General features: G+C 42.7%; 16 protein-coding genes and 1 riboswitch. Of the genes, 11 read left to right on the top strand and 5 right to left on the bottom strand.

All coding sequences use genetic code 11. The annotated features are described in order from the left end of the window. Window positions 1–4: 4 nt before the first annotated feature. Entirely contained in the window at window positions 5–1,501 is a 1,497-nt protein-coding gene (locus N5C46_RS02080; RefSeq protein ID WP_406687983.1) for a spore germination protein, read from the bottom strand. A 162-nt stretch (window positions 1,502–1,663) separates the two neighbouring features. Between N5C46_RS02080 and N5C46_RS02085 the strand changes: the two genes are divergently transcribed. The 5 genes from N5C46_RS02085 (at window position 1,664) to recQ (ending at window position 6,479) form a co-directional block, all read left to right on the top strand. After that, window positions 1,664–1,795 carry a YuzL family protein gene (locus N5C46_RS02085; RefSeq protein WP_261750718.1) on the top strand — a complete coding sequence of 44 codons (132 nt, stop codon included), beginning with the start codon at window positions 1,664–1,666 and terminating at the stop codon, window positions 1,793–1,795. Window positions 1,796–2,013: 218 nt separating this feature from the next. Continuing rightward, entirely contained in the window at window positions 2,014–2,229 is a 216-nt protein-coding gene (locus N5C46_RS02090) for a cold-inducible protein YdjO-related protein (protein ID WP_034758928.1), read from the top strand. 143 nt (window positions 2,230–2,372) lie between these two features. Next, window positions 2,373–2,507 carry a hypothetical protein gene (locus tag N5C46_RS02095; protein WP_261750719.1) on the top strand — a complete coding sequence of 45 codons (135 nt, stop codon included), beginning with the start codon at window positions 2,373–2,375 and terminating at the stop codon, window positions 2,505–2,507. Window positions 2,508–2,617: 110 nt separating this feature from the next. Continuing rightward, window positions 2,618–4,219 carry an amidohydrolase gene (locus N5C46_RS02100; protein WP_261750720.1) on the top strand — a complete coding sequence of 534 codons (1,602 nt, stop codon included), beginning with the start codon at window positions 2,618–2,620 and terminating at the stop codon, window positions 4,217–4,219. Between the two features lie 130 nt (window positions 4,220–4,349). Then, on the top strand, window positions 4,350–6,479 hold the full coding sequence (gene recQ / locus N5C46_RS02105; RefSeq protein WP_261750721.1) for a DNA helicase RecQ: 2,130 nt from the start codon (window positions 4,350–4,352) through the stop codon (window positions 6,477–6,479). 68 nt (window positions 6,480–6,547) lie between these two features. On the opposite strand, the gene N5C46_RS02110 is transcribed toward recQ, so the two are convergent. Beyond that, window positions 6,548–8,149: an ABC-F family ATP-binding cassette domain-containing protein gene (locus N5C46_RS02110; RefSeq protein ID WP_034758938.1), complete on the bottom strand. Its 1,602-nt coding sequence runs from the start codon at window positions 8,147–8,149 to the stop codon at window positions 6,548–6,550. A gap of 384 nt (window positions 8,150–8,533) precedes the next feature. Between N5C46_RS02110 and N5C46_RS02115 the strand changes: the two genes are divergently transcribed. The 3 genes from N5C46_RS02115 (at window position 8,534) to N5C46_RS02125 (ending at window position 11,744) form a co-directional block, all read left to right on the top strand. Then, on the top strand, window positions 8,534–8,812 hold the full coding sequence (locus tag N5C46_RS02115; protein WP_261750722.1) for a YkvA family protein: 279 nt from the start codon (window positions 8,534–8,536) through the stop codon (window positions 8,810–8,812). 147 nt (window positions 8,813–8,959) lie between these two features. Next, a complete protein-coding gene (locus N5C46_RS02120) occupies window positions 8,960–9,388 on the top strand; it encodes a DUF4395 domain-containing protein (RefSeq protein WP_261750723.1) in 429 nt (142 codons plus the stop codon). A gap of 424 nt (window positions 9,389–9,812) precedes the next feature. Continuing rightward, on the top strand, window positions 9,813–11,744 hold the full coding sequence (locus N5C46_RS02125; protein WP_261750724.1) for an endonuclease MutS2: 1,932 nt from the start codon (window positions 9,813–9,815) through the stop codon (window positions 11,742–11,744). 61 nt (window positions 11,745–11,805) lie between these two features. Here N5C46_RS02125 and N5C46_RS02130 read toward each other — a convergent pair whose 3' ends face one another. Further along, a complete protein-coding gene (locus N5C46_RS02130) occupies window positions 11,806–12,534 on the bottom strand; it encodes a ZIP family metal transporter (RefSeq protein WP_098440218.1) in 729 nt (242 codons plus the stop codon). Window positions 12,535–12,670: 136 nt separating this feature from the next. On the opposite strand from N5C46_RS02130, the gene N5C46_RS02135 reads away from it, so the two are divergent. Both N5C46_RS02135 and N5C46_RS02140 read left to right on the top strand, forming a co-directional pair. Continuing rightward, a complete protein-coding gene (locus N5C46_RS02135) occupies window positions 12,671–13,186 on the top strand; it encodes a YhcN/YlaJ family sporulation lipoprotein (RefSeq protein WP_261750725.1) in 516 nt (171 codons plus the stop codon). A 110-nt stretch (window positions 13,187–13,296) separates the two neighbouring features. Continuing rightward, the gene (locus tag N5C46_RS02140) at window positions 13,297–14,517 is read left to right on the top strand and encodes an MFS transporter (RefSeq protein ID WP_261750726.1); all 1,221 of its coding nucleotides are present in this window, start codon (window positions 13,297–13,299) and stop codon (window positions 14,515–14,517) included. A gap of 44 nt (window positions 14,518–14,561) precedes the next feature. Here N5C46_RS02140 and N5C46_RS02145 read toward each other — a convergent pair whose 3' ends face one another. Further along, the gene (locus tag N5C46_RS02145; RefSeq protein ID WP_061809891.1) at window positions 14,562–15,854 is read right to left on the bottom strand and encodes an NCS2 family permease; all 1,293 of its coding nucleotides are present in this window, start codon (window positions 15,852–15,854) and stop codon (window positions 14,562–14,564) included. An 86-nt stretch (window positions 15,855–15,940) separates the two neighbouring features. After that, window positions 15,941–16,041, bottom strand: a riboswitch (purine riboswitch). A 215-nt stretch (window positions 16,042–16,256) separates the two neighbouring features. On the opposite strand from N5C46_RS02145, the gene N5C46_RS02150 reads away from it, so the two are divergent. Further along, on the top strand, window positions 16,257–17,117 hold the full coding sequence (locus N5C46_RS02150) for a CvfB family protein (protein WP_261750727.1): 861 nt from the start codon (window positions 16,257–16,259) through the stop codon (window positions 17,115–17,117). Between the two features lie 53 nt (window positions 17,118–17,170). On the opposite strand, the gene N5C46_RS02155 is transcribed toward N5C46_RS02150, so the two are convergent. Next, a complete protein-coding gene (locus N5C46_RS02155) occupies window positions 17,171–18,391 on the bottom strand; it encodes an MFS transporter (protein WP_261750728.1) in 1,221 nt (406 codons plus the stop codon). Window positions 18,392–18,541: the final 150 nt, after the last annotated feature.

The raw sequence follows: 18,541 nt of genomic DNA on the forward strand, positions 1-18,541 counted from the left end.
CCCTTTACTCATCAACGTCTTTTTTCATTTTGGCTTTTTTGATCGGGATGCGCCCCTTGTCAATGGGATGATTGGATACGGGACGTTTGACTAAATACTGATATGGCATGCGGAATATGCTGTATTTCAAATCCGAAAATCTGAATGGATAGATGGGAGATAAATAGGGTCTTCCCAATGTTGTGATCTTCAGTAAATGAATCAAGATAAAGCAAAAGCAAAACATGATTCCGACTCCGCCGTACAATCCTGCCATGACGATGATTGGGAAACGTATGATCCGAACGGCAGTCCCGATGGCATAGCTGGGGGCAGTAAAGGATCCAAGCGCGGAAATCGCAATGATGATAATCAGGATATTACTGGTGAATCCCGCTTGAACGGACGCCTGTCCGATGACAATACCACCCACGATACCCATCGTCTGTCCTACCTTGGTTGGCAACCTGGCTCCGGCTTCCCTTAATAATTCAATGATAAATTCCAATAACAAGGCTTCGAAGACAGGGGGGAAAGGCACATTCGACCGTGATTGGCCCAATGAAACTAATAGAGCAGAAGGAATGACTTCGTAATGATACGTTAGGACGGCTACATATGCCGGGGTCAAAAGAATAGAAAAAAAGATCGCTACAAAACGGATGAAACGGAGAAAGGTCCCCATATTCCATCTCATATAAATATCTTCTGTGGATTCGAAGAAATTTATGAACGTGGAAGGTCCGATTATAGCCGTGGGACTGCGATCCACGAGTAAAGCGATTTTACCGTGTAGAAGGGAGATGGTGCACCGGTCGGGCAGCTCCGTTGTAATGAATTGCGGGAAGAAGGTGAAAGAATTATCTTCAATCAATTGAGCAAGTACAGTAGAATCCACAATGCTGTCAATTTCAATATCTGTCATCCGTTGTCTGAACGTATTGACGTTTTCTTCCTCTGCAATATCCTTTATATAAACCATTTGCACCTTTTTTTTCGTTCTGGATCCGACCATAAAGGTCTCGACGCATAATTTAGGATCATTGATGTTTGAACGGATTAAATTGAGATTCTTCGTTATGGATTCAGTGAATGAGATTTTCGGCCCAAACACCAATGATTCGGTTTCCGCCTTTTCAAGTGCCCGTGTGCCTTTATCTGCCACATCGGCTAAAACCCCATGGGTATCCCCCTCTTTAAAGATATAAGCGGTCCCATTCACAAGATTATCGACTACATCAGTAATGGCATTCGTGGTTGTAAGCTTTGCAATATTAATTGTATCTTTGATCAGATGATAGTTCAGATCTTCGCTGGATTCCTCAAGTGGCCTGACAATGCTATCCTGCATGGAGGTGGGGTTAATCAGATCGTCAAAATAAGCCACTGCGATTTTTTGATCCCCTTTTGTAATGACCCTGAATACTAAGTCTTCACTGTTGCTCACCATAGCAAGCAATTCCTTGTGGAAGTCCTCGATATCAAAGCTGTGAGGGGGACCTTGATCTATACTCTTCTTCATCTCTCTTCGTTTGAACACAGACCTCAACACCCTAAAACCTTAATTTAATGATTAGATTTCCCATGTCCCCGTTTCTTACTCATTGAAAGGGGCGATTGAATTTCTATGTGATGTACATAAAATTAGAGGTTCATGGGAACGGTAGAAAGGGAGGTGATTTCGATGAGTAACAGGAAAAAGGATGCATCTAAAGCCACTCTCGGTTCTTCTCAAGTAGAAGGGCAAGGTACGACAAGCCAGGAGATGCCAGGTGGAGTGAAGGCGCCATCCTCAAGGGGCAAAAAGAAAAAATGATTCGGGTCTTTCCATCTTTACATAAAGCCCATACTTTCGTGTTGATATATTAAAATGGAGTCAAGTATGGTATAATGGAAATAATCGATGCATTTTATCCGATTATTAACGTACTATTACTGACCACATACTATCTGCAGCATAAATTACCACAATCAATATTTTCCTGTTAGAAAGCATAGCAAGGAAATCCTACTTACCTTAAAGGAGGACGTTCAATGGCTTTTGGTCGTAGAAATCAAGTTGAGGAAGAAATAAAAACAGAGGAAACAAAGATTTGGGCTTGTTCCGCTGAAGATTGTAAGGGCTGGATGAGAGATAATTTCAAGAGTGAAGATACACCTAAGTGTCCGCTTTGTAAAGAAGATATGGTGACTTCCACTAAAGTATTGCAAGTCGTGGATAATCCCCATCCAACAATGAAATCATCCTGATTGAACGTAAAGAACCAATCCCCGGATTGGTTCTTTTTTCTATCCGGATCGCAACTGTTTCAAGAATTGCAAAAAAATGCTTAAACTCTTTTTTTACATTTGAATAGTATGTAATGTATTTATGTATTAAAGGAGGGAGCAACATGTCCAAAAAAGAGAAAGAAGTGAAAAGTACTTCCGTTGAAAATGAGCGTAAAGAAACTGTATGGGACGGTTTTTGGAAGCTGTCCAAACCAGTTGACGAAAATAAAGAAGAAAAAACAGTAAGATGGTTCTGATTCATTAAAGAGGCTGTACATGCGACTATGCATGTACAGCTTTTTTTACGTTTAATCGAATCGGGTTGAGGTATAAAAGAGTATAGCCAACTTTAAGGAGGAAGTGTCTAGTGAGGATTTCGAATGTTCGATTATATGACGGTCATGAATATACCAACCCGACTAAGAATTATAGTGTAACGATCGAGGAGGGGAGGATAACCGAGATCACAGAAGGGGAAAGAAAAACCGAAAACGGGGAAACGGTCGATGGGATGGAAAGAGTGCTGTCCCCGGCATTTCATGATTCACACATGCATTTTTTACGGTATGGATTAATGAAGAGAGAACTCGACCTTAGACATGTGACAAGCTGGGAAGAAATGAAAAAGGAAGTTCTTGAATATTACCCTGAGATGGAGAATGGGGATTGGGTCGTAGGAAGAGGCCTTGATGACAGTGAGTTTAAGGATCGAAATGATCTTTTGACCGGTAAGGATCTGGATGAATTGCATTTACATACGTATATGTTTTTTCTTCATCAGGACGGTCATGAATGCATTGTGAATCATAAGGTCATAGATTTGTTAAAGGATGAAAAGGAATTCAACGAAATTCCAGATGCTTTCAAAGAAACAGATGACAGCGGCGACTGGACAGGCCGTTTCAAGGATAGTGCCGTACATTTCATCAAACATCATTTCCGGAAGAGAAGCAGTGAAGATGCCAAGGATGCAATCAAACACGGGATTCCTCATATGCTCAAGCATGGGATTACGACCATTCACACGGACGACCTGAATTTCATTGGTTCTTATGATCGGTTATGGGAGGCCTATACCGGGTTGGAAAAAGAAGGGGAATTACCGATCAGAGTATACTTGCATCACTACATCTTTAAAAAACAGCATCTGCACGATTTTCTCGAGCGCCATCCAGAACGGACAGGCGAAGGTACAGAACATGTGAAAGTTGGCGCTGTGAAGATATTCCTTGATGGGACTCAACGTCTTCATACCTCGGCCATGAGGATCCCTTATAAGGACCAGCCTGATACAAACGGCATCTTGATCTATACACAGGAAGAGCTGAATGAATTGGTAAGGCTGGCAGGTGAAAATCGCATGCAGGTGGCCATGCATGCCATCGGTGATCAAGCGGTTGAACAGGCGATTACCGCACTCGAACAGAAAGAAGCGCGAACCGATATGTATCATCACAGGGTCATCCATGCTCAAACCTTGGGGGAGGACTTACTATACCGATTGGAAAAACTCAAACCCACGATTGAAACTCAGCCTTCTTTCTTAATGGGGGAATGGGACCAAAAAGTAAAATGGGTAGGGGAAGATCTTGCTCCCTACTGCGATGCATTTAAAAGTATTGTAAACCGGGGAATCCCTTATACATTAAGCTCGGACCTGCCTATTGGTTCCATCGATCCCTTCGAGGGTATGTTTGCAGCCGTGAACAGGACAGACCTTACTGGAAATCCATCAGGTGGCTGGCAGCCCCAGGAAAAGCTGACAGTGAATGAAGCGTATAGGGGATATACGTCCATGCCCACCATCATCGAATTAAATGAACCACATAATTCAGGAACCCTCTCGGAAGGAGAACGTGCAGATTTCATCCTGCTGGATCGGCATCCCATGGAGGTTTCAAGCGATGAAATAAACAACATCAGGGTTGTAGAAACATGGCATAATGGTAAGAAGGTCTATTCGTTATAAGGATTTGGAATCACCCCCTCAATACGGAGAGTAAGAGGGGGCTTTTTTTGGGAACTTTGGACTTCCTATTGGCACTTCCCCTTTTCTTTAATACAATATAGGGAAAGAACATCATTTGGAGGGAAGATATTTGATCACAGAAGCAAAAAAAGTATTAAAGCAATACTTTGGATATGATGAATTCAGGGATGGTCAAGCAAGTATCATTCAATACATACTGGACGGAAAAAACACTGTCGGCATTATGCCCACTGGTGGTGGGAAATCACTCTGTTACCAGATTCCCGCACTTATGCTCGATGGCGTGACCCTGGTGATCTCACCCCTTATCTCCCTGATGAAGGACCAGGTGGATTCATTGATTCATCAAGGCATTCCCGCTACCTTTATTAATAGTACCCTATCAAACAGTGAAGTAGAGAATAGGATGGAAGAGATATCATCAGGGGAATACAAGCTTGTTTATATTGCCCCGGAGCGATTGGAATCGTATGGTTTTATTCGTTTCCTGAATACCTTGCCCATTCCCCTTGTAGCTGTAGACGAAGCCCATTGCTTATCCCAATGGGGACATGATTTCAGACCCAGCTATTTAGGGATCTACAATGCTGTGAACCAGCTCCGTTCAAATCCAGCGATTCTTGCTCTTACAGCAACAGCCACTCCCCAGGTGCAGTCCGATATCCTTCATCACCTGCACATTCCGGAAAAATACAAAGTATTAACTGGATTCCAGAGGACGAACTTATTTTTCCAGGTAGTAAAAGGAGAAGATCGAAAGCGTTGGGTAGAACGGTATGTAAAAAAGAATCAGCAGCATTCGGGTATTATTTATTGTGCGACACGCAAAGAAGTGGAAAACCTTTATCTATTTTTCGAGAAAAAAGGAGTGGCCGTCGGGAAATATCATGGCGGGCTTTCTGACACATTAAGGCAGGAACAGCAGGAAGCTTTCCTGAATGATTCCATCACCATCATGATAGCGACCAATGCGTTTGGAATGGGGATCAATAAGTCGAATGTCCGTTTCGTGATTCACTATCAAATTCCGAAGAATATGGAAGGATACTATCAAGAGGCCGGCAGGGCAGGCCGTGATGGAGTGGAAAGCGAATGTGTGTTATTGTTTTCCCCACAGGATATCCAGACGCAGCGGTACATCATTGATCAAAATATCATCAATCCGGAATTGCATCAGAACGAAATGCAGAAATTACGTGACATGGTCGATTTTGTTCATACCGAATCCTGTTTACAGAACTACATTCTGGCATATTTCGGGGAACGGGTGGAGGAAGCCTGCGGCCATTGCAGCAATTGCCTTGATGAGAGAGAATCCGAAGATGTCACAAAGGAAGCACAAATGGTCTTATCCTGTATGATGAGGATGAATGAGAGGTTTGGAACCTCCCTTATCAGTGGAGTGTTGACGGGATCAAAGAATAAGAAAATACTTGACTGGGGATTCGACCGGTTATCCACCTATGGATTAATGAAGGATCAATCTCAGAAAGAAGTAGGACTGTTCATTGATTATTTGATTTCTGAAGGGATCATACAGGTGGAGGGTGGCAGTTTTCCTGTTCTGAAGGTGTCATCCAAGGGGAAAGAGGTATTGATGGGAGAAAGAACCGTATCCAGAAAGGTACAGCCTACGGTTTCTGCCATTATCCCTAAGGAAGATGGTTTATTTCAGACCCTCAGAGCCCTCCGGAAATCCATTGCAGAATCAGAAGGGGTCCCGCCCTTTGTCATTTTCTCGGATAAGGCATTACAGGATATGTGTGTGAAACTGCCGAAAACCCCAGAAGAATTTCTTCAGGTAAGTGGAGTGGGGGAAAGTAAGAAGGATCGCTATGGAGAAATGTTCATTGCGGAAATTTCAGCATTCTTACAAGAAAATCCAACACATCAGGTGGAGACAGTGAAGCCTGCGCCTGCACGGAAGGCGAATCATTCTGATACGGCATCTTATTTAATCAGCTATGCCTTATTTAAGGATCACAAAGGAATTAAAGAAATTGCGAAAGAGCGGGGGATGAGTACGGCTACGATTGAAAATCACATCATCCGTACCTATCAGGAAGGCATCCTTGATGATTGGAGCATCCTATTTACAGATGAAGAGGAGAGCCTGATTGAAGAAGCGGTTTCAAAGGCAGGGACGGACCTGTTGAAACCAATTAAAGAAGAGCTGCCGAAAGACATCAGCTATTTTCAAATCAAAGGGTACTTAGTAAAGAGCGGACAAAGCTCATAACCCTTGTCACACATAAGAAAAAAAGCAGAAACCGATTTTTCGGCATCTGCTTTTTTGTTTATATCTTGTTACGCCTTCATGGCAGCTTTCATTTCCAGGAATTCATCATAGGTTGTTTCTTTATCGATGACACCGTCTTCGGTGATTTCGATAATGCGATTCGCGATTGTTTGAATGAACTGATGGTCATGGGATGCGAAAATCATCGCCCCTTTGAAGTTGATCAAACCGTTATTCAATGCCGTGATGGACTCCAAATCCAAGTGGTTGGTAGGTTCATCAAGCAGAAGGACGTTTGACCCGCTAAGCATCATCTTGGATAACATACAGCGGACTTTTTCCCCTCCGGAAAGAACACTCGGTTTCTTTAATACTTCTTCACCTGAGAAAAGCATGCGACCCAGGAATCCGCGAAGGAATGTTTCACTCTCATCTTCCGGTGAGTATTGACGTAACCAGTCCACAAGGGAAGGTTCATTTCCTTCAAAGTACTTTGAGTTTTCATTCGGGAAATAAGCTTGGGAGGTCGTCACTCCCCACTTGAATGTACCGCTGTCGGGTTCCATTTCCCCGGCAAGGATTTTGAAAAGAGTGGTCTTGGCAATTTCATTTGCTCCGACGAGTGCGATTTTGTCTTCTTTATTCAGGATAAAGGAAACATTGTTCAAGACCTTTACTCCATCAACCGTTTTTGTAAGACCTTCAACACGGAGTACATCGTTACCGATTTCACGCTCCGGCTTGAATTGTACATATGGATAACGACGTGAGCTTGGTTTGATGTCATCCAATGAAATTTTCTCCAACGATTTTTTACGTGAAGTGGCTTGTTTCGATTTAGATGCATTTGCACTGAACCTGGCAACGAATGCCTGAAGCTCTTTGATCTTTTCTTCCTTCTTCTTATTCTGATCCTGAGCCATTTTCAGAGCCAATTGACTGGATTCATACCAGAAATCATAGTTCCCGACATATACTTGGATTTTCCCGAAGTCAAGGTCGGCAATGTGCGTACATACTTTGTTTAAGAAGTGACGGTCATGTGATACCACGATGACTGTGTTCTCGAAGTTGATCAAGAAGTCTTCTAACCACTGAATCGCCTGGATGTCCAAGTGGTTGGTAGGCTCATCGAGTAAAAGGACATCCGGCTTGCCGAATAGTGCTTGTGCCAGTAATACTTTTACTTTTTCTCCACCGGTCAGTTCGGACATTTGTTTCGTGTGAAGGTCTTCGTTGATTCCCAAGCCTTTTAGTAGGATGGCCGCTTCTGATTCAGCTTCCCAACCGTTAAGCTCGGCAAATTCACCTTCTAATTCTGCCGCTCTCATACCGTCTTCATCAGAAAAATCTTCTTTCATGTAGATGGCATCTTTTTCCTGCATGACTTCATATAAACGGGTATGCCCCATAATGACAACTTTCAGCACTTCATATTCTTCATATTCGAAGTGATCCTGCTTTAAGACAGCAAGTCGCTCTCCTGACCCCATGGATACATGGCCGGTCTGTGCTTCGATTTCTCCTGAAAGAATCTTTAAAAATGTTGATTTACCAGCACCGTTTGCTCCGATAAGTCCGTAGCAATTCCCTGGATTAAACTTTATATTCACGTCTTCGAATAGCTTTCTATCACCAAAACGTAAGCTTACATCTGATACCTGAATCATATGTGAAATACCTCCTAATACTCAATCTAAAAGATTATAACACGCAAGTATGCTAAAAAGATAGAGTGTTAGCAGGAACAGTGATAATTTTACGGGGTATTTACATAAGGAGAGAGAGGATTGGAAGAAGAATAAAAGGCAACATAGTATATTATTTTTTACCAAGTGATTTTTGGCTCATTTCCCCAAGTGACACAAAGGCCAGGGCAAAAATGCATTTTTGCCCTGGCTTTGTGTCACTTGGGGACCTTTCAGCTTTTGCTGAAAGGCGAGGGAAACGTTCGTTTCCCTCGAATGAGCCAAAAATCGATGCTCTGTATGAAATGATACTTCCTGTTGGTTTGTGTGCTATGATAACGAAAAAAACAAACAGGTGATGATGTGATGATAAGGTTTGTGAAGCGGGTGCGGTTTCTGTTTAATGTTCGTAGATCGGTTCCGTTTTTGGTTGATTTTTTTCGTTCCAGTGATGTTTCCGCGGTGAAGAAGGGTTTATCGGTGGGGTTGGTTGCATTTTATATCTGGCTGCCGTTGGACTTGATCCCGGATGTGTTTTTAGTGCTGGGGATTGTCGATGATCTGGCGGTGTTTACCTTCATTCTTCAACTGATGGTAAAGATGGCTCCTCTAGAGTTACAAAAAAAATATGAGTTGAAGAAATGACAGAAATGAGCAGGCGTTGCGTCCGTATAGTGAAAACCGAAACCGGCCAAAAATGGGCAGCCGGTTTCGGTTTTTTCTTTTGATTTTTTCATCTCTATCCCATACACTATAATTACATCAATTCCAATCAGAAAGGTATGAATTAATATGAGTACAGCTCCAGCCAATTCAATACCAAAACCATTAGTTCAGTTGAATCAATGGTTCATCGTAACAACTGTTGCTCTTTCATGGTTGTCCCAAATAGAATTTTTCTTGCTGCTTCCGTTCTTGGTCGGAATGTCAGCTTTACTTTTTAAGTATAATCCCGTCATGCAGGCAGGGAAGCTCTTCTTAAGGAAAGAACCTACCGCATATCCGCCTGAAGACGCTGAGCAGCAACGTTTCAACAATATCATTGCAGTCAGCTGTCTGGGAGGCTCCATCATTAGTAGCCTGGCAGGATGGAATACGGGGGTATATCTTTTCTCAGGGATGGTCTTTGTGGCTGCGTCCGTCGCCCTTGCAGGATTCTGCATAGGATGTTTCATCCGCTTTCAATGGAAAAGGTTCCAATATAAGCGTTCATTACAGTAACCTATTGACAATAGATGGAATGCGTCGTAAACTATTCTTGAATTTAAATAGTGTATACAAAGGGAGTATGTAATATGTTAGGTGTCGTTCTTAACTAACCGTGAAATGAATACGGACATTTTGCAGGCAGTAGCCTTTTAATTCAGGCTGCTGGATCAGCTTATTTAGCTATGCCTTCAAAATGTAGTTAAGAACAATGGTCATAGCATACTCACCCCTAAATCAGGAGAGCTGTGTCTTTGTGCACAGCTCTTTTTTTGTGCATCATTCTGCAAATGAGGACTTCTTTTCACATAGGTGATCGGGAGGCTGTTTGCAATTACACGTGCGCTATTATGATGGGGAGGATTGTATACGAGTGAAGGAAGACCACGATGGACATTGTTCGTTGTGGTCTATTTTTGTATATTCGGAGGGAAATGGAATGAATGAAAAAACGTTTCAAACACTTGAGTTTAACTCAGTGAAAGAAGAATTAATGGGATTTGCTCTGACGGAAGAAGGTAAAAAGGAATTGTGGAAGTTACGGCCATCCACAAATATCCGTCAAATTGAAATGCTCCTCGATGAGGTGTCAGAAGCTGTACACATCTTAAAGAAAAGTGCCAGCGTACCTATCCACGCATTAGACGGGGTGGAGAACATCATGGGGAATTTGAATAAAGGTGTTCCCATGAGGCCGGATCAGCTCACAAGTTTATATTATTTTCTCGATGCATGTAAAAAGCTGAAAAAATATATGGAGGATAAACAATGGCTCGCACCGATGGTTTCTTCCTATGTTTATTCCATTGAAGAGATCCCCGATCTCGGAGAGGAAATCAACCGATGCATCAGGAATGGCAGAGTCGACGATTATGCGAGTAAAGAATTGCTGAGGATTCGAAAGCAGGCGGGAATTCAGGAAGAACGGCTAAAGGATAAAGTACAATCGATTGTAAAATCATCAAAGTATAAATCCTTCCTTCAAGAAGCGATTGTGAGTCAACGGAACGGGCGATATGTCATTCCCATCAAGAAAGAATTCAGGGGGAAGATGAAAGGGGCCGTTCTGGATTCTTCAGCCTCGGGTTCAACCCTGTATATCGAGCCGGAGGAATTGAGCAAACAACAGGATCAGCTCCTCACTCTAAAATTCGAAGAAGATCATGAAGTTGAAAATATTCTATGGACATTGACTGGTATGGTGCAAACATACGAGCCACAACTAACTCTTGCGGTTGAAACAATGGTCCACTATGATGTATTGTTCGCCAAAGCAAAATATAGTCGCGCCTATGATGGAGTGAAGGCTGTTGTAAATGAAGACCAGAGGATTCACTTGATCAATGCGGTTCATCCACTGCTCGGGAAACAGGCAGTCCCGCTAACGATCAGGATGGGGGATGGATTTCATGCCTTGGTCATCACCGGTCCCAATACGGGAGGGAAAACCGTAACCATAAAGACGGTTGGGCTCCTTACCCTCATGACCCAGTGCGGTTTGCATATTCCCGCAGCCGAGGGCAGTGAAATCAGTATATACCAACACATACTCCTGGACATCGGGGATGGGCAGAGCCTTCAACAAAACTTGAGTACATTCAGTTCCCATATAAAAAATATCATCAACATATTAAAGGATACAAACGACCGGTCCCTTGTCCTGTTGGATGAACTCGGCTCCGGTACAGATCCTATGGAGGGAATGGGTCTTGCCACGGCTATCCTGGATCAATTATATGAAAAGGGAGCCACGCTTATTGCCACTACTCACTATAGTGAGATCAAACATTTTGCAGGGGAGCATGAAGGTTTTATGAATGGCAGTATGGAGTTTAACATCGACACCTTGCAGCCAACGTATAAACTGATTGTTGGTCAGGGTGGGGATAGTCAGGCATTTTCCATTGCATTGAAGCTTGGAATGCACCCAGAGATCATTGAAAAAGCACATGAAATCACCTATAAGCAGAAGAAAACATATAGTCTTGGAGAAATCGACTACAGTGAAAAAAAGGAAATGGAGAAACAAATGATCGTTAACAAGCATAAAAAAAGGAATCACGGAAAAATCCAGAAACAAACCAGAAGCATCATCTCCTTTGCCAAAGGAGATAATGTCCAGATCTCCCCGGAAGGAGAATTTGGCATTGTCTATGAAGGCCCTGATGGTTTAGGGAATTACACCGTACAGATCAAAGGGGAAAAGAGATCTGTGAGTCATAAACGGCTCCGTCTGTATGTATCCGCCAAGGAATTGTATCCAGAGGAATATGATTTCGATATTATCTTCAATAGCAAAGAAAATCGTAAAAAGGATAAGCTCATGGGAAAACGATTTGTAGAAGGCTTGACCATCAATCTTGAGGAATAATTGAAAAAACGTACTCAGGGTTGAACCTGAGTACGTTTTTTCTGATGCATGCTTCTAACATCTATGACATATGTGTCAGTACAAAGGAAAGGATGATTCCCAGGGATGAAAGGAAACCGACAATGGGTCCGCCTTCCTCATATGCTTCCGGCATCATCGTTGAAGACGCCATAGCGAGCAGACCCCCGGCCCCGAACGCTCCGATAATGTATGAAGTGCTTTCAGGGGCATCCTGCAGTAACGCATATCCAAGCAAAGAACTGAGAGAAGAAAGGATGACAACACTTCCCCATAGGTAAAGAATTTTCTTCGTGCTGTAATGATCGAGCTTTAACCCAATACTGCTGGATAAAGATTCAGGCAAATTACTGATGAAAATAGCGATGATGAAGACCCATTGCATGGATTGACTTTCAATAAAGCTGACGCCGATGATGATGGATTCGGGTATCGCATCCATGATGGTACCGACATAAATGGCGAGCCCCGAGTGGCCATGGGGATTCTTCTTCGACCTTTTTCTTTCGCTTCCACCTTTTTTAGAAATGAACATTTCAAATAATGTAAAGATGAGGGCACCCAGAAGGAACATGGAAATGAGGTATAACAGATCCGCTTTTCCTTCTGCTTCACTTAAGAGATCAAAAGTAGCGGACCCGATGATCAGGCCGGTACCTAAGGCCATAATAAACGCTACCACTTTTTTTGGTATATGAAGAAATATTGCCATAAACGCCCCGATCAAGAGGGAGAGACTGGCTACCCCTCCCCACAAAGCTGCCTGGAACAATGATCCTACCTCCCTAAATCGTTTTCATATCGAGTTTTCCCTAATGTAGTAAATGATTAAACATAAACCGATTCCTTGTATAGTTCCAGGGAGCCCTGGGGAAAGTAAGACTGAATAAATTTTAGGAGGCAAAGAAATGAAAAAATATCTAATGATTGCAACTATTGGATTGATGTTCATGATCACTGCTGCCGGATGCGGCACAAGCAATAACATGAATGAAGAAGGACAGCAAATGAACAACCGTAACCTGGAGAGAGTGAACTACAAGAATGATCAGGCGAACCGGGATTATGTGAATGACGGGATGATGAGAGAAAATTACTCACTTGCTGACAGAGAAGCGGGGAAAGTGGCAGAACTTAAAGAAGTGAGAAGTGCTTATGTGCTGACGACTGATCAAAACGCATATGTTGCTGCTGTATTAGAAGACGATAAGAATGGAAATGTTTCAAAGGAATTGGAAAAGAAAATCTCGGATCAAGTGAAAAAAGAAAATGGCAGTATCAATAATGTGTACGTGTCAACAAATCCTGATTTCGTAGACCGCATGAGAGGGTATGCCGATAAAGCCAGAAATGGGAAACCGATTGAAGGATTTGGTGAAGAGATAGCGGATATGGTGAAACGGGTATTCCCGAACAGAGGATAATGCTACGTAAAAAAAGTCGAACTCAGTTTCGGCTTTTTTTATTTACCCATAGGAAATGTTCGAATGATTCAGTATACTATTTAGAGTGACGAAATAAATGGAAGGGAGAGATGGACGTGGCCCAGACAGCATCCAAAACGGCCGTGAATCCTACTATATATGGAATTCTATTAGCCATCAGTTCGGGTCATTTTATCAATGACACACTCCAGGCTGTCGTGCCTGCTATGTTCCCGATCATTGAGAAGTCATTGGGACTGAGTTATATGCAAATCGGCTGGATTGCCTTCTCACTCAATATGACGTCTTCTTTATTGCAGCCGGTCTTCGGGTTTTATGCCGATATACGCTCAAAGCCGTACCTGCTTCCATTAGGGATGTTGTCCAGCTTGGCAGGGTTGATTGGTTTTGCCCTCTCCGGTCATTTCATATGGATCATCGTTTCTGTGTTATTTATCGGATTCGGTTCTGCCATTTTCCATCCCGAAGGTTCAAGAGTGGCATATATGGCTGCCGGAAATCGAAGGGGACTGGCTCAGTCGATCTATCAGGTGGGTGGAAATACCGGCCAGGCGCTTGCGCCGTTGATTACTGCCTTTGTCTTTGTCCCTTTTGGTCAGATAGGGGCTTTATGGTTTACGATCGTGGCCATTATTGGGGTTCTTGTCTTGTACAGGGTCTCTAATTGGTATTCAGATCAGTTGCGTTTCAATGAAAGAAGCAAGAGGAAAAAGAATGAAGAGGGGAGAAAAACCCCAATTAACCCAAAAATCAAGTGGGCGATGGTGTTTGTTGTATTCCTTGTGTTTGCAAGGTCATGGTACGGAGCAGGGTTATCAAATTATTACCAGTTTTACTTGATCGAGGACTACGGTCTTACCATTAAAAAAGCCCAGGCCTACATATTTGCCTTTATGTTTGCAGGAGTCTTGGGAACCTTCATGGGTGGGCCGCTTGCCGATCGTTTCGGAAAGAGGAACATTATCTTCTTTTCTATGATTGGAGCTGCACCTCTGACCCTTGCACTACCTTATTTACCGCTCTCCATTGTGTATCCGTTCATTTTTTGTATCGGCTTTATTTTATCGTCAAGTTTCAGTGTCATCGTGGTGTATGCACAAGAACTGATGCCAAGTAAAATCGGGATGGTGTCCGGTTTGACCGTTGGTTTGGCATTCGGCATGGGAGCTGTCGGAGCAGTCATCTTTGGAGGATTGGCCGATCTTTACACCATCCGATTCGTCATGATCCTATGCAGCTTCCTTCCTCTGTTCGGGATGATGACATTCTTTCTCCCTTCAGACGAAGCAGTAAGAAACTTTCATAAATAACAAAAGAGGTGATCTCGTCCAAACGGAATCACCTCTTCGTTTTTTTAAGAAAATGCAAAGTAAATGATGAATAATCCACAAAGGATGTACATGATTGGATGAACTTCCTTCCACTTTTTCAATGAAATCATCGCAAATGGATAAAGAATGAAGCCTAATGCGATTCCCGTTGCAACACTGAAGGTTAAAGGCATCATAATAATCGTCACAAAGGAAGGAATGACCACTTCAAGTCGATTCCAATTGATATGTCTGACTTCCGTAGCCATCAATGCACCGACAATGATCAGTGCAGGGGCAGTCACTTCTGGAGTGATGACCGATAAGATGGGAGAAAAGAACAGGGCGACGGAGAAACAGATGGCAATCACGATAGACGTGAATCCGGTTCTTCCCCCGACGGCCACTCCGGCTGAGGACTCTACAAATGATGCTGTTGTTGAGGTACCAAATATCGCTCCAGCCACTCCCGATGCAGAGTCAGCCAGGAGAGCCCGACCTGCGTTCGGAATCTGATTATCCTTCATGATCCCTGCTTGACTGGCAACGGCAATCAAGGCACCTGCCGTATCAAAGAAAGCCACAAACAGAAAGGTAAAGATCACCGCCATGATTTCAAGAGTGAATATATCCCCTAAATGGTTGAATACCACTCCGAATGTCGGCTCGAGACTAGGGACTCCGCCAATAATGGAATGAGGCACGGAGATTTGCCCCGTGACCATCCCGATGATGGTCGTTGCAACCATCCCATAGAATATCCCGCCTTTAATTCCCTTTACTAACATCATCAGGGTAATGATAAAACCAAACACAGCAAGTAGTGTTGGAGGGGAAGAAAGGTTCCCGATCGAAACAAATGTTTCAGGGTTGGCAACGACGAGTCCCGCATTTTTAAAACCTATGAATGCTACGAAAAAACCGATTCCGCCGGCAATGGCGAATTTTAAATCCTGGGGGATGACATTAATGATTTTTTCACGGATCTTCATCACACTTAAAATCATAAAGATGATGCCAGCAATAAATACTCCTGTCAGGGCGATTTCCCAGTCGACTCCCATTCCGATGCATACCGAAAACGTAAAGAACGAGTTGAGTCCCATGCTGGGGGCGATCCCGATCGGAAAGTTTGCAAGCAGACCGATTAACAGGGATCCTACAATGGCTGACAGGGCAGTGGCTGTGAATAATGCCCCTTTATCCATTCCGGCCTGACTCAGGATGATGGGGTTCACAACCAGAATATAAGCCATTGATAGGAAGGTCGTGACACCTGCTAACGTTTCTCTTCTATAATTTGTCCCTCTTTCATCAAACTGAAAGAATGTTTTCATACATAACCCTCCGTGTAGATAAAATAAAATAAAAAAACTCCGGTGACTGAATCAACCAGAGTGTATCTACAGGATAAAATAATTCCATTGGTCTTACTTTATCTTGTAGACAAGCCATTTAAGGTAGCTGGTAGAAACGTTCAAGCCATATTCTTGAACTTATACAAGGTGCATCTATATTTGGTATAATTGAATTAGGAGAATCATAACAACTGACTATCCTCCGGTCAATGGAACCGGTAAAAGTTCGTGAATTCATTATTTTCTAAATTGATGATTTATTATTAAAAATTGCATACGCCCTATACATCATTCCTGAAAAAAGCTATATTTAGTGAATACAAACTATGAGTAGAGAAAACGTAAGTTAATAAGTGAATGAATATTGGAGGAATAAATAGAATGTCTTCTTTAAAACCAGGTACAGTAGAGGATTTATACGTTGACCACGAAGTGCCATACGGTTTCTTTCTAACGAATGATATCGATCGTGTACTTCTGCATCACTCTGAAATAACAGAAGAAATCCATGAGGGAGATACGGTGAAAGTATTTCTTTATCATGATAAGGACGTTCGCTTGACGGCGACCATGAGAATCCCTAAGGTGCAGGTCGGTGCATATGGTTGGGCAGAAGTAGTTGATAAGCGGGAAGATTTAGGTGTATTTGTGAATATTGGATTGCCTAAGGATATTTTGGTCTCATCTGATGATCTTCCGAAATTTGAGGAGCTTTGGCCGAATCCTGGCGATCAGCTGTTCCTCACCTTGAATCGTGATAAGCAAGACCGTTTATACGGAAGATTGGCCACTGAAAATATCATTGAACAGGTGTCAAGAAGAGCCTCTGCTGAAATGATGAATGCTAAAATACAGGGACGGGTGTATCGACTTCTGAGGGTAGGAACCTTCTTCTTATCTGAACAAGGATATCGCTGCTTTGTTCACATGAATGAGCGTAAAGCGGAGCCGAGACTCGGGGAACTCGTTGAAGGCAGAGTCATTGACGTGAAGGATGACGGAAACCTGAATGTTTCGTTCTTACCATTGAAGCAGGATAAAATGCAGGATGATGCTGAAGTCATCCTTGAGTATCTGGCTGTGCGGAACGGTGCGATACCATTTTGGGATAAGAGCCAGCCGGAGGAAATCAAAGATCGTTTCAATATGAGTAAAGCGGCTTTTAAAAGGGCGCTGGGAAAATTGATGAAAGAAGATAAAGTGTATCAAGAAGAAGGATGGACGTATCTTAAGAATAAATAATCGATCTCCACAAGAAGAAAGAGTGCTGACAGATTGTCAGCACTCTTTCACATTTAAAGGGAAGCGCTTTGTTCGATCTTACGACTTTCCTTCGTGTTAACAGGTCTGATCGGCAAAAGGGCTCCAACCAGTGCGATAAAGGAACACCCGATGAGTACGTATGAATAGCCATTCAACGCAATCGTAGAGAGCACTCCGAATACAACAAGGTCCAAGCCCGAATCCACAATGGAAAGCAGGGAGATGGTCGTCGCCCTGACCCCGGACGGAATTAAGTCATTGCTTAATTGTGAATAAATAGGATAACGGATTGCCCGGACAAGCCTTAATAAGAAAAATGAACCCAATACAATCCATAATGAAGACCCGAACAAGCCGGAAATGAGTAACCCCGCTGCCGCTGATACACCTGAAATATTCATGAGCATCACTCTGGAATAGCGAGCTGTCATCCAGCCGATTGAATTCGATGCAATATAGCCAAGAATGGCAGAAACTGCATAAAAGACCCCGATCAAATAGACAGGCAGGCCTGCATCCTGTAAAAGCGGTTGATCAAAGTATTGGTAAACGGCACCAGCCGGAATGAAGACCAATGTTACGTTTAAAAACATCAACAATAACTGGGGTGCCTGGCGTATTACACGGATACCACTCTTTATTTGAGAAAAAGGATTTTCTTTCTGAAATGAATCAACAGACGGCTGCTTGACTGAAAGGATTAAAAATAGTTCTATTAGGTGAAAGGCTAATCCCAATAAGATAAGCAGAGTGAATTGACTGTCCACCAGATCCCTCGCCAAATAGGAACCGAAAAGGACGGCAATCAGCATACTGATAAACGAGGCTGATTGGATCTTTCCCATAGCATGGTCCATTCGATTTTCTTCATTTGATTCTTTGAGTGAATCATAGATTAACGCTTCATCCGCACCTGAAAAAAAGGTTACACTGAATCCATTGATGAAGCTGTATAAGAAGAACATCCAAGGTTCATAGGCGAATAAAAGCAGTGTAATACTAAGGAACTTAAGGAAAGAACCGAATAGAAATGAATATTTTGCACCAAACCGATCTGCAAATATTCCAGTCGGTACCTCCCCGAGTAATACGGCACCGCTCCAGAACATGAGCACAATTAAAATATCAGAAGAGCTTAGCCCTCTTTCAAAATAGAATAACGTTAATACGGGTTGAAGAAAACTGATTGTACCAAAAAAAGAAATCCAAAATAGCACCCGGATGTTATGGGTGGCAAGTGTTGATTTTGTCATAAATTGTCTCCTGCTTCCTGTGTTTTTATATATACCGGAAGAAGGAGCGTCGTTTCGTTAATTCAGAACGTTCACTCCTTCTTGAAATAGTGAAAGTGTTTTAAATGTTTTTTGCATGATATTTCCTCCTCGTGTTTTATGAATCAAGTG

This window comes from Rossellomorea vietnamensis (genome assembly GCF_025398035.1).
GTDB classification, from domain to species: Bacteria; Bacillota; Bacilli; order Bacillales; family Bacillaceae_B; genus Rossellomorea; species Rossellomorea vietnamensis_B.

What these genes read in the sequence shown, in the direction of transcription:
- N5C46_RS02080 (WP_406687983.1), bottom strand. Translation starts at nt 1,501, where the DNA reads ATGAAGAAGAGTATAGATCAAGGTCCCCCTCACAGCTTTGATATCGAG.
- N5C46_RS02085 (WP_261750718.1), top strand. Translation starts at nt 1,664, where the DNA reads ATGAGTAACAGGAAAAAGGATGCATCTAAAGCCACTCTCGGTTCTTCT.
- N5C46_RS02090 (WP_034758928.1), top strand. Translation starts at nt 2,014, where the DNA reads ATGGCTTTTGGTCGTAGAAATCAAGTTGAGGAAGAAATAAAAACAGAG.
- N5C46_RS02095 (WP_261750719.1), top strand. Translation starts at nt 2,373, where the DNA reads ATGTCCAAAAAAGAGAAAGAAGTGAAAAGTACTTCCGTTGAAAATGAG.
- N5C46_RS02110 (WP_034758938.1), bottom strand. Translation starts at nt 8,149, where the DNA reads ATGATTCAGGTATCAGATGTAAGCTTACGTTTTGGTGATAGAAAGCTA.
- N5C46_RS02115 (WP_261750722.1), top strand. Translation starts at nt 8,534, where the DNA reads ATGATAAGGTTTGTGAAGCGGGTGCGGTTTCTGTTTAATGTTCGTAGA.
- N5C46_RS02120 (WP_261750723.1), top strand. Translation starts at nt 8,960, where the DNA reads ATGAGTACAGCTCCAGCCAATTCAATACCAAAACCATTAGTTCAGTTG.
- N5C46_RS02125 (WP_261750724.1), top strand. Translation starts at nt 9,813, where the DNA reads ATGAATGAAAAAACGTTTCAAACACTTGAGTTTAACTCAGTGAAAGAA.
- N5C46_RS02135 (WP_261750725.1), top strand. Translation starts at nt 12,671, where the DNA reads ATGAAAAAATATCTAATGATTGCAACTATTGGATTGATGTTCATGATC.
- N5C46_RS02140 (WP_261750726.1), top strand. Translation starts at nt 13,297, where the DNA reads ATGGACGTGGCCCAGACAGCATCCAAAACGGCCGTGAATCCTACTATA.
- N5C46_RS02145 (WP_061809891.1), bottom strand. Translation starts at nt 15,854, where the DNA reads ATGAAAACATTCTTTCAGTTTGATGAAAGAGGGACAAATTATAGAAGA.
- N5C46_RS02150 (WP_261750727.1), top strand. Translation starts at nt 16,257, where the DNA reads ATGTCTTCTTTAAAACCAGGTACAGTAGAGGATTTATACGTTGACCAC.
- N5C46_RS02155 (WP_261750728.1), bottom strand. Translation starts at nt 18,391, where the DNA reads ATGACAAAATCAACACTTGCCACCCATAACATCCGGGTGCTATTTTGG.